Genomic DNA, 12245 nt, shown 5'->3' with positions numbered 1-12245 from the left:
TAAATAGAGACGGTAGTGTTTATGACTTCTTCTTAGATAAGGCGCTATGCATTACTAAGAGGAAGTCATATTTTTATTATTAAAGAAAGTTTTGGATATTTTTTGAATGGAGGTCATATGTTTAACGAACGTGAAAAACTAATATTACAAGTTTTGTTGAAAAATACTGATGAAGCACTTAGTATAAAAGAGATAGCTAAGGCTACAAAAATAAAAGAAAGAACACTCTATAGAGAGATTAAAAACTTAGAAAGTTCATTAGATCAACTAGGAATAGATTTAAAGAAAGAAAAGTCTAAATATATACTAGAAGGTGATTTATCTGAGTTAGATTCTTCACTATTTGAGGCTAGTTTTGAAGATTATGCATATTCAACAGAAACTAGACTGAATTTAATATTATGCTTTTTAATTTTAAGTGAAGATACTTCGATTAAAGATATTTCTGAGAAACTAATGTTAAGTTATAATACTGTTGCGACTGCAATAGGTACTATCGAAAAAATCTTGTCTGATTATAAACTGACATTAATTAGAAAAAAAGGTCATGGTATTGAAATAGAAGGTAGTGAGGTAGATCGTAGAGTACTGCTAATTTCATTATTATGTAACGAAATTAGTGATGAGGAATTTTTTACTAGACTAAATGACCGTAGTATTTTATCAAGTAATCCATTCACAAAATTCTTGAACTTTGATTTTTTAAAAAAGGTATTTTATCAAAATAAATATCTTGATGTGTTTAAAATATATACTGATTCAAGTATTAAGAAGATCCTTATAAGTTTAAATGTAGTTTTTCTTCGAATGTCTTATCCAACTGATATTAAAGAAAATACTACGAAACAAGAATATGATAGTATAAAATCACTACTAAGTGCGTCTAAAGATATTATTGAATTTGATATTACAGATGATATAATTCAATTTCTTGTCAAAATATTAAAAACATGTCGTCTGATCGAACAACTTTCGTATTTAAATGATAAGTATTCATATACTCTAGTATATAAGATAAGCTTATTGATAAAATATGTTTCTGAAAAAATGAATGTGGACTTCATGCAAGATACGAATCTTTCTAGCGGTCTTATCGCACATGTTGAATCTGCTATAAAAAGACATCAGATGAACTTAACAGAGGAGAATGATGAATTACAAGATTTTGTATTGAAAAACTACAACGAGCTATATCTAGTGATTAAATCAGAATTGTTAGTTGTGTTTGATGAAATTATGTTTAATTCAACTGAGTTAAGTTATATCGTTATACATTTTGCTTCTAGTTATGAACAAATTTATAGAAAAAACTTTATTCGTGCTCTAGTAATATGTGCTAGTGGTATCGGAAGCTCTAAAATATTAGGTAGTCAGATTAGAAAGAATATTCCTGAAATAAAAAATCTAGAATATACAATCCCTAGTAAAGTCACTAAATCTTTAGTTAATAACTATGATGTAGTCATATCTTCAATCGAACTAGAACAAGATGTTGATTACTTACTAATTCCGACAATACTAAAAGAAAAAGATATAAACTTAATTCGTGAAAAAATATTATCTAGTAGAAGTTTCAAAAGGAATAATACTGTTAAAAGAGAAAATATCGTCAATATTGATAAACTTAGCAGTGCGTGTAGAACTATTTTGAAAAATATTGAGTATGTTGAAACAGATAGCAAAGCAAACTATGAAGTGATATTAGATAATATCTTGACAAATTCAACACTAAATATAACTAACAAAGATGAAATTTATAATAGTTTATTAGAAAGACATAATAAGAGTTCTGTAGTTATTCCTAATATTAATATAGCTCTTTTCCATACTTTGAATAATGATATTGAAGAACCGTTTGTTATTATTAGTTCATTAAATGATGCTATCGTTATGAAGGATTCAATGGGTAGTGATCAAAATGTTGATAATTTTATAGTGATGGTCAGTCAAAACCAACAAGAATTTACAGACTTACTTAGTCAGATTAGTATTGCGATATTAGATGATGAGGTATTTACTAAAGCTCTATCTAGTAAGAATAAAGATTTTATTCTAACAAAGATAGAACTAATCTTGAAAAATTATATTTTACAGTTTTAGTCATAATAGCGACTTGGAAATTAATTTCAGGTCGCTATTTTGTTGTTAAGGAAGGTGAAATATAGCTGTATACTAAAGTGGTTAAATGAGTAATTTATATTTTGTCATTTTTTATAACTCTATTTTGGCAAAAAGTGTTTCGCCGACTTTGATATTGTTTAGAAGGATAACTAAAGGTATAATTAACTTATAAGAGATAGAACAAGAAAACTAGAAGGAGAAATGAAGATGAATTTAACAAAAAAAGATATTAGATTAGGACAAGAAATTAGTAATAAAGAAGAAGCGATTAAAAAAGCAGGAGAAATCTTAGTAGAAAATGGATATGTAGATAGTGATTACATCCCTGCTATGTTAGAAAGGGAAGAAATCGTATCAACTTACATGGGGAACTTTATTGCGATTCCTCACGGAACAGATGAAGCTAAAAAATCAATTAAAAGCACAGGAATTTCTATTATTCAAATACCTGGAGGAGTTTCTTTTGCTAAACCTGAAGATACAGAAGATAAGATGGTGTTCGTAGTATTTGGTATAGCTGGTAAAGACGGTGAGCATTTAGAATTATTATCAAAAATAGCAATCTTCTGTTCAGAACAAGAAAATGTTATAAAATTAGTAAACGCAGCTACTGAAGAGGAAGTTATTACTTTATTATCAGAAGTTGAATAATAAAAAATAAAATTAGTAAGAAGGTATTACAATGAAAAATTTACACTTTGGTGCGGGAAATATCGGACGTGGATTTATTGGAGAATTATTAAATAAATCTGGATATCACATTACTTTTGTAGATATTAATAAAGATGTTGTTAATGATTTAAAACACCGTGATACATACACTATTAGAATATTGGATGAAAATATTGAAGAAGTTGAACTTAATAACTTTGATGCTTTAAATATCGCTGAAGAAAAAGAACAACTTTATACAGCTATAGGTGAGGTAGAATTAATTACTACTTCTATAGGTCCGAATGTTCTGCCTATCATAGCAAAAGATATCGCAGAAGGATTAAAATTAAAGGTTGAGAATAATAATACTAAATTATTGGATATTATCGCTTGTGAAAATATGATTTCTGGATCTGAATTTTTAAAAACAGAAGTATTTAGACATCTTTCAGAACAAGAACAAGAGTTTGTTAATAAATATGTAGGATTCCCAAATTCGGCAGTAGATAGAATCGTACCGGCTCAAAAACATGATGATGTTCTTCTAGTTGAAGTGGAGAAATTCTGTGAATGGGTAATAGAAGCGGATAAAATTAAAGTAGAAAGTAATAGAAATATTGAACAAGTACATTATGTAGCTGATCTTAATCCATTTATTGAAAGAAAACTATTTACGGTAAATACAGGGCATGCAGCACTAAGTTATATTGCGAATTACTTAGGTATTGAGTTAGTTTCAGATGGTGCTAAACATGCTGATGTAAGAAAAGATTTCATCGCTGTATTAGAAGAAACTAGTGCATTACTTGAGAAAAAATGGGGATTCAATAAAGAAGAGATGGAAGCTTATAGAAATAAAACTATCAAACGTTTCGAAAATCCACGTATTGTAGATAATGTCTCTAGAATTTGTCGTACTCCTATAAGAAAATTAGGTTATAATGAGAGATTTATTAAACCTATTAGAGAAACAGAAGAACTAGGATTATCAAATAGTGCTTTACTAAAAGCTTGTTCATATATTCTTACATTCAAATCTGAAGAAGATGAACAATCTGTAAAACTTGAACAACTAATTAAAGATAAAGGTGTTATCGAAGCTTTAAGTGAAGTAACAGAATTAACAGATACAGCTTTATTAAATAAAATTAAAGAAGGTTATGAAAAATTAGTTTAATAATACAAACAAGTATCTCAAAAAAAATTATGACATGACGTGTATACATAAGAATGAAATAGTATGTATTATTAGCAATTTATATATAAAATAATAATTGAAAGTCTTTGGAATAGCTGATTCCAAAGGCTTTTGCTATGTTTGCGAAATTTGAGTAATATTCTAGGTGTAGCTATTGACATTACTACTAAAAATGGTATCATTGTAGCATGAGTTAATAATAGATTATAAAATGAAAATATGGTAATGATAGAGAAAAGGGAAAAAACTTTGTTAAGAATTGATAGGAATTCTTATGAAGTATCCAGTATTTATGGAATACTAGAGGATTATTAAATATCGTTAGAAGACGATGTTTAAAGAGAAATGAAGAGGATTATATTATATATGTATAAAGAAATGTTGCAGGAGAAAAAATAATGAAAGTTAGAAAAGAGAATTTTGTAATAGACAATAAATCGTGTATTGGATATATAACTGATGCTACAAAATACTTATTGATTCAACCTGTTGATGGACATGATATTGAAGTATTGGATAACGAAGTAGAAGAAATTCTAAAAAATACAGACAAACTATTCTCGCTTATTGCATTTAAAATAGAGAATTGGAATAGTGAACTTTCTCCTTGGGAAGCACCTCCAGCATTTGGAAATAAATCTTTCGGTTCGAGTGCTAAAGATACTTTAGAATTTATTGAAACTAGATTAATACCAACGGTTAAAGAAAAATATAATCTAGATAATGATATTGAATTTATACTAGGTGGTTATTCTTTAGCAGGTTTGTTCAGTCTTTGGAGTGCATATAAGTCAAATACATTTTCTGGTATTGCTGCTGCTTCTCCTTCTGTTTGGTTTAATGGCTGGGAAGATTTTATGGATAATAATACGCCATTGAGTAAAGCTATTTATCTAAGTTTAGGTGATACTGAAGAGAAAACTAAGAATAAAGTAATGTCTACTGTTGGAGATAATATTAGAAAACAAGAAGAACTATTAAAAAATGATAATATAAATACAATATTAGAATGGAATAAAGGTGGACATTTTAGAGATTCAGATTTACGTGTAGCTAAAGCATTTGTATGGTGTATTGAAAATGTTTAAGTAGAAATACAGAAATACTAATTAAATTTAAAATAGATAAGAGAGTTTGAGTAAAATATAGAATAGATTGTAAATGAGTAGATAGATTTTAAAAAAGCCTATTTCCTTTCATTCTATTCTTTTTCACGTTATAATTAAATTACTATTACTAGAAATTTTTGGAGGTAAAATATGAATGAAGTAATTAAAACGATGCTAAATCATCGTACGACTCGTAGTTTTGTAAAAGGAAAAGAACTATCAAAAGAACATCTTGAGCAAATTATCGCTAGTTCTAAACAAGGATCTAGCTGGATGAATGGTCAACACTATAGTATTATTGTAACAACAGGTGATACTAAACAACAAATTGCTGATTTAATTCGTGATAAAGCACCTGGTAATGCTGCTCATATTGAAAATTCTGCTGCGTTCTTACTATATTGTTTAGATTATACCAATATTAAATTAGCGTTTGATATTGAAGGTGGAGAGTTTGATATTACTAATCAACATGAACCATTACTTATCGGTACTTTAGATGTTGGTATTGCGATGCAAAATGCTGCTTTAGCTGCTGAGTCTTTAGGATACGGAATTGTTTATTGTGGTGGAGTAAGAGGTTTTGGAGATAAGATTTCTGAATTACTAAATATTCCAGAAAATGCCCTGTTCCTATGTGGTCTAAGTATCGGTGTTAAAGATGAAGAGTTATCTACGGAAAAAGTCAAACCTAGATTACCAGAAGCGGCAAATGTAGGATATAATGAATTCCCTAAATCAAATGTAGAAGTATTAAAAGAATACCGTCAAACTATGGTAGACTTCGCAGAAGCACGTGAGACAAAAACATGGACTAAGAAGTTCGCTGACTTCTACGCACAACCTTCAGGAATAGAAAAAGTAACTAAAAAACTATTAGAAAAAAATGGTTTTGTTAGTGAGAAAGAAAGATAAGTTTAAGTTAAATAATTGACATTACTTGAAAAAATAGATATACTAAATGTGTAGAAGAGTTAATATAATTCTTTGAAAATAGTGCCGCTTGCTGATGGAGCGGGGTAGAAGTAATTCAGTTCGAAAATAGTGCCGCTTGCTGATGGAGCGGGATAAAAATAATTCAGTTTGAAAATTGTATTTAGATGTATAGACGCATAAATAATCAATAGGGCCGGCTCGATAAAATTGATTTCTTTGAAATCACGATTTTTGAGCCACTCTTTTTTTATATTTCGTCTCATATCAAATGTAATACTACAAAGTAGGAGCTTATTTTTTTGAAAAAATTATTGACTTTTTGAACTAAATTGTGCTAGAATGTTAATAGATATCAATGCTCCCATTCCTATTTAGAGGCAGATACGTTCTGATGTGGGAGCTTTTTTTATTAGGAGAAAAAACTTATGGATACTTTAAAACACTTGAATTTTAATGAACAAATAGAATTGTTAATTTCGAGAAATATGGATATTGAAGACAAAGAAGATGCAGTAAATATACTTAAACATATAAATTATTATAAGTTTAAAGAGTTTGCTGAACCTTTTTGTTCAAAAGAAAATGATAATTTAAATTATAGAAATATAGATTTTAAATTTATTGTTAGTAGATACTATAATGATAAAAATTTAAGAATGAATTTACTTCATGCTATAGAGATGATAGAAGTGTCTGTGAAAACTAATTTAGCTTTTGAGTTAGGGAAAGGAACTTTAGGAGCATATGGTTACTTAGATTTCAAAAATTGGTCTAATAGAGAGGAATATTGCAAACACTATTTAGCGGATAAAAGTAATAGTTTTAAAGAAAAAATATTTAAGTATATAAAAAAGGGAAATTATGTGGAAATTAATCGTAAGTTAAAGGAAAGTGGTGAAAAATATCCACCAGTATGGTTAACTATAAATATTTTAACATTTGGTGATTTGGTAAAGTTATTAGAATTACTCTCTAATAAGAAAATGAGATCATTATTAAAAAATTATGGAAATATAACAAAAGATGAGTTTATTTCGTGGATGAAGTGCTTGAATTTAGTAAGAAATATGTGTGCACATAATTCAAATATTATAGATTTAAAATTAAAAACAAAACCTAAAATACATTCTAATTGGGAACGATTTTTATTTGAAAAAGATGAGAAAATATTTGCAAATAGATTAGCCGTAGTTCTTTGTATTATAGATAAATTTATTGAAGAAATAGATTCTAACTATAATTTTAATAGTATAAAAACATCAATAGACTCGATTACATCAAAAGTTGATGAATATTCAAAAATGCTAGGTTTTAAAAATTATAGTGTTATAAATGAAATGTACAAAGGGAAAACAAAAAGGAAAAGGCATAAAAGAAGTACAAGAAAGCATAGATAAGGTTATAAAATACGAATAACTAGTACGTCAAGTAAAATTTGAAGAAGATGAAGACAGATTATATCAATTTCATATATATGAGAAGAGAAAAGTATTGAACGGAGATAGATTCACTCTAGATTTAGTAAGAAATACAATATAAAAATTTAAGCCCCAAAGTAACGGGGCTTTTTCTATGGGGAAATTTATGGAAAGAGTGTTTAAATATTTGTTAAATTTTGTTGCTTTCTTGAATATTTTCGTTATACTTTGATTTTAGAAGAATAACAGATATTAAGTATAAAAGCTTGTCAACATAAGGTTTATGAGCTTTTTTCTTTTTTAAATTTTTTTCAAAAAAACTATTGTCAAAAAAGGTCAAACATGCTATAATTTATTTAAGGTCAAAGAAGGTCAAAAAGATAAAACTTAAATATATTCCATAAAACCTTTTAGTTTATTGAATGTTTAGGTGTATCTTTTGAAGATTGTATCTAGTGTTTCTATTATTTGAAATACTGGGGAGCAACAAATATACACCTTCTGATCTAATAATTTAATCAAAGGAGATTTACAATGGATATTAATAGTTTTACTAATAGTGTGAAAGAAATCTTAGCGAAATCTTCCGAATTAGCAACAGATAAAAAAAGTCAAAGTATTACGAGTGAGATGTTCTTAAAAGCGGCACTTACTGGTAGTAATTTATATAGTGATATATTAGGAAGAGTAAATGTTGATAAGGTGAATTTAACTCATGAGTTAGATAATGAGATTGCGAAGGTAAATAGTGTAGACGGAGATAATATCAATTACGCTAGTTACTTAAGTAATGATTTGAATGCTTTATTAATAGAAGCTAATAAATACAAAGAGAAATATGAAGATAAATTTATTTCGTGTGAACATATAGTTCTAGCGAGTTATTTGAAAAATAGTATAGTAAAAAAATATATTGATAAGGTGACTACGTTAAAAGAATTAGTAGCGGTTATCGATAATATCAGAGGAGGTAAAAAAGTTATGAACGAAAATCCAGAAAACAACTACGAAGTTCTTGAGAAATATGGTCGTGATCTTGTAGAAGCTGCTCGTAGTGGTAAAATTGATCCTGTGATAGGACGTGATGAAGAAATAAGAAATGTAATTAGAATTTTATCAAGAAAAACAAAAAATAATCCAGTGTTGATAGGGGAACCTGGGGTAGGTAAAACTGCGATTGTTGAGGCACTGGCTCAACGTATTGTGCGTGGTGATGTACCTGAAAGTCTTAAAGACAAAACTGTATTCGAACTTGACCTTACTAGTTTAGTCGCAGGAGCTAAATATCGTGGTGAGTTCGAAGAACGACTAAAAGCTGTATTAAAAGAAGTTAAAGAACAAGAAGGAAAAATTATTCTATTTATAGATGAAATTCACATGCTTGTTGGTGCTGGTAAAACTGATGGAGCAATGGATGCTGGTAATATCTTAAAACCAATGCTTGCTCGTGGTGAACTACACTGTATCGGTGCTACTACTCTTAATGAATATCGTCAATATATCGAAAAAGATTCAGCGTTAGAACGTCGTTTCCAAAAAGTTCTTGTTAAAGAGCCTACTGTAGAAGATACAATCTCAATTCTACGTGGTCTTAAAGAAAGATTCGAAGTTTATCACGGTGTGAAAATTTCTGACCGTGCGATTGTAGAAGCTGCTGAATTATCTAATAGATATATTACCGACAGATTCTTACCGGACAAAGCTATCGATTTAATCGACCAAGCTTGTGCTACTATTAAAACTGAAAATTCTTCTAACCCAGCTGAATTAGATACAATTAATCGTAAAGTTATGCAACTTGAAATAGAAGAAAAAGCCTTAAGTGGTGAAGATGATGATGTGTCTAAAAAACGTTTAGAAAACTTAAAAGAAGAGTTAGCTAATCTAAAAGAAGAACAAAACAAACTTCAATTACAAGTTGATAGTGAAAAAGAAAAATTATCAGCTGTTAAAAATCTTCGTGAAAAAATTGATAGAGTTAAATTAGAATTAGAACAAGCTCAAAATAGCTATGATTTAGAAAAAGCTTCTGAGTTACAATATTCTACTTTACCAAGATTAACTCAAGAGTTAGAAGAGTTAGAGGAAAAATCTAAACATGAAGAATATAAACTTTTAAAACAAGAAGTTACTGAAGATGAGATTGGATTTATCGTAAGTCAAATGACTGGTATTCCTGTAACTCGTCTAGTAGAAACTGAAAAAGAAAAATTATTACATCTTGCTGATACTATTCATGAAAAAGTAATAGGTCAAGATGAAGCTGTAGAGAGTGTAACTAATGCGATTTTACGTTCTCGTGCTGGTATCGCTGATCCTAATAGACCAATCGGTAGCTTCTTATTCTTAGGACCTACTGGTGTAGGTAAAACTGAGCTTGCTAAAGCATTAGCTCTTAACTTATTCGATGATGAACGTAATATCGTACGTATCGATATGAGTGAATACATGGAAAAACACTCAGTTAGCCGTTTAATCGGAGCCCCTCCAGGATACATCGGATATGAAGAAGGTGGTCAACTTACTGAAAGTGTAAGACGTAATCCTTATAGCATTATCTTAATGGACGAAATCGAAAAAGCTCACCCTGATGTGTTCAATATCTTACTTCAACTTCTTGATGAAGGTACACTTACTGACTCTAAAGGTGTGGTAGTAGATTTCAAAAACACAATTATTATCATGACTTCTAATATCGGTTCATTAGAACTATTAGAAGAAGTTAAAGACGGTGTAATTTCTGAAGAAACTCGTAAAAATGTTACTAACCAACTTTACGGTTACTTCAAACCAGAAATTCTAAACCGTATGGATGATATAATTATCTTCAAACCATTAACACAAGACAATATTAAAGGTATCGCTAATAAACTTCTTAACGAACTTGTTGCGCGTATCGCTAATAGAAATATAACTTTAACTTATACTGATAATATTTCTAGCTGGGTAGCAACTGCTGGATTCGATATGAAATTCGGTGCTCGTCCACTTAAACGATTCATCCAAAGTCAAATCGAAAACAAACTTTCAGTTGAATTAATCCGTCATGGTATCGAAGATGGAATGGAAATCCACTTAGATTATGTAAATGACGAATTGAAAATTGATATTAAATAATATATTGATTTAGCCCAATAAAGAGAATAACTCAATAAATTCGATTTATCTGAAATCACAATTTTTGAGTTACTCCCAAATAACTATAGATCTCAGGAGAACTCCTGGGGTCTATTTTTGTATTAAGTTATATGAAAATTAAAAGATTAAAGTGAGGTAATTATTATCTTTTGTATAAACGAAATTTGTAGTATAATGATAAAATAAATAAATTAATAGACGAACGAAATATTTGTGTAGGAGGAATTTTAATGAAAATAGCGGTTATGGCTGGAACACCGATTGATTCGAAATTAGGTGCTGAGTTACTAAATTCATATGGTTATGATGATGTAGTTTTAGTACCGATTTCTAATAATCCAGTAGAACAAACTACGTTTCAAGCGTTAGAAGATGAAGAACGTGAAAATATTATTGTAAAGATTATTGATGAATTAAAAGAGAAAGGTTGCGACGTAATCTTTGTATATTGTAATTCACTTAGTTCTGTTGTCGATTTCGATAGATTGGCAGAAAAAATGAATATTTCTATTATTACTCCTATGCAAATGTATAGAAATCTAGGTCTTGAGTATAAGTATCTTGCTGTAATGGCGGCTAACTCTCATGGTCTTACGGGTGTTGAGAACAATCTTTATGTATCGAATCCACGTCTACGTGTATTAGGATTATCGATGTTGGAGCTTGTTAAAGCGATAGAAGAAGGAAATAAACCTGAACAAATAGTTGATGATTTCAACTTTAAGACACTGTTTAATTATTTCGAATTGACTAATGTAGAAGCAGTTGTTCTTGGATGTACTCATTTTCCTTATATCAAAAAAGAACTTGAAAAAATTACTAACCTTCACATTATTGATGTAGGAGTATTTATGATAGAGAGTTTAAAGAGAAAGGATATATAGAATGCCAATAGGAATAATGATTAATACGATTGCTATATTCTTAGGGGGGATAGCTGGAGCTCTTTTAGGAGATAAGTTACCAGAAAAGTATAAAGAACAATTAAATATGATTTTTGGACTTTGTTCAATGGGAATGGGAATAGCGTCAATTGGACTTATGAAATATATGCCAGCGGTAATATTCGCGATTATTATAGGGACATTGGTAGGATTATTCTTTAATCTTGGAGATTTAGTATATAGAGCTTGTGCAAAATTGCAAAAACTTATGGTGAAAGTTGTTCCAAAAACAAATACTTCTATGTCAGAGACTGAATTTTTAGCTACGTTGATTACGGTTATTGTGTTATTTTGTTCTAGTGGAATGGGAATATATGGAAGTCTTAGTGAAGGTATAACAGGGGATCCTAGTTTATTAATTACGAAGTCTATTCTGGATTTCTTTACAGCTGCTATTTTTGCATGTAATCTTGGGTATATTGTATCTCTAATAGCTGTACCACAATTTGTTATTTTTACGTTATTATTTTTATCAGCTGGTTTAATAGTTCCACTGACAACACCTGAAATGATTAATGACTTTAAAGCGTGTGGTGGTTTCTTAATGGTTGCAGCTGGATTTAGAATATTGAAACTTAAGATGTTTCCGGTTGTAGATATGGTACCTGCGATGATATTAGTTATGCCATTTAGTTGGCTTTGGGTAAATGTGATTTTACATTTATTATAAATATATATAAATAAAGCTAGTTAGAATTTGTTTCTGACTAGCTTTTTTTATGTTTAT

At 29.3% G+C, this 12245-nt stretch carries 9 protein-coding genes; all 9 read left to right on the top strand.

The genetic code is table 11. The features are described from left to right. Nucleotides 1–117 precede the first annotated feature (117 nt). The 9 genes from RYK99_RS01015 (at nucleotide 118) to RYK99_RS00975 (ending at nucleotide 12188) form a co-directional block, all read left to right on the top strand. The gene (locus RYK99_RS01015; protein ID WP_314989317.1) at nucleotides 118–2100 is read left to right on the top strand and encodes a PTS sugar transporter subunit IIA; all 1983 of its coding nucleotides are present in this window, start codon (nucleotides 118–120) and stop codon (nucleotides 2098–2100) included. A gap of 228 nt (nucleotides 2101–2328) precedes the next feature. Beyond that, on the top strand, nucleotides 2329–2772 hold the full coding sequence (locus RYK99_RS01010) for a PTS sugar transporter subunit IIA (protein WP_314989315.1): 444 nt from the start codon (nucleotides 2329–2331) through the stop codon (nucleotides 2770–2772). A 31-nt stretch (nucleotides 2773–2803) separates the two neighbouring features. Further along, a complete protein-coding gene (locus RYK99_RS01005; RefSeq protein ID WP_314989313.1) occupies nucleotides 2804–3952 on the top strand; it encodes a mannitol-1-phosphate 5-dehydrogenase in 1149 nt (382 codons plus the stop codon). A gap of 419 nt (nucleotides 3953–4371) precedes the next feature. Further along, entirely contained in the window at nucleotides 4372–5061 is a 690-nt protein-coding gene (locus RYK99_RS01000; protein ID WP_314989312.1) for an alpha/beta hydrolase-fold protein, read from the top strand. Nucleotides 5062–5232: 171 nt separating this feature from the next. Then, nucleotides 5233–5997 carry a nitroreductase family protein gene (locus tag RYK99_RS00995; protein WP_314989310.1) on the top strand — a complete coding sequence of 255 codons (765 nt, stop codon included), beginning with the start codon at nucleotides 5233–5235 and terminating at the stop codon, nucleotides 5995–5997. Nucleotides 5998–6443: 446 nt separating this feature from the next. Continuing rightward, a complete protein-coding gene (locus RYK99_RS00990; protein ID WP_314989308.1) occupies nucleotides 6444–7415 on the top strand; it encodes an Abi family protein in 972 nt (323 codons plus the stop codon). A gap of 555 nt (nucleotides 7416–7970) precedes the next feature. After that, nucleotides 7971–10553 carry an ATP-dependent chaperone ClpB gene (gene clpB, locus RYK99_RS00985; RefSeq protein WP_314989306.1) on the top strand — a complete coding sequence of 861 codons (2583 nt, stop codon included), beginning with the start codon at nucleotides 7971–7973 and terminating at the stop codon, nucleotides 10551–10553. Nucleotides 10554–10804: 251 nt separating this feature from the next. Beyond that, nucleotides 10805–11458: a glutamate racemase gene (locus tag RYK99_RS00980; protein ID WP_271986957.1), complete on the top strand. Its 654-nt coding sequence runs from the start codon at nucleotides 10805–10807 to the stop codon at nucleotides 11456–11458. A gap of 1 nt (nucleotide 11459) precedes the next feature. After that, the gene (locus tag RYK99_RS00975; RefSeq protein WP_271966376.1) at nucleotides 11460–12188 is read left to right on the top strand and encodes a DUF554 domain-containing protein; all 729 of its coding nucleotides are present in this window, start codon (nucleotides 11460–11462) and stop codon (nucleotides 12186–12188) included. Nucleotides 12189–12245 lie beyond the last annotated feature (57 nt).

It is taken from the genome of uncultured Gemella sp. (assembly GCF_963537375.1).
Classification (GTDB): domain Bacteria; phylum Bacillota; class Bacilli; order Staphylococcales; family Gemellaceae; genus Gemella.
This window is presented reverse-complemented; position numbering and strand designations above follow the sequence as displayed.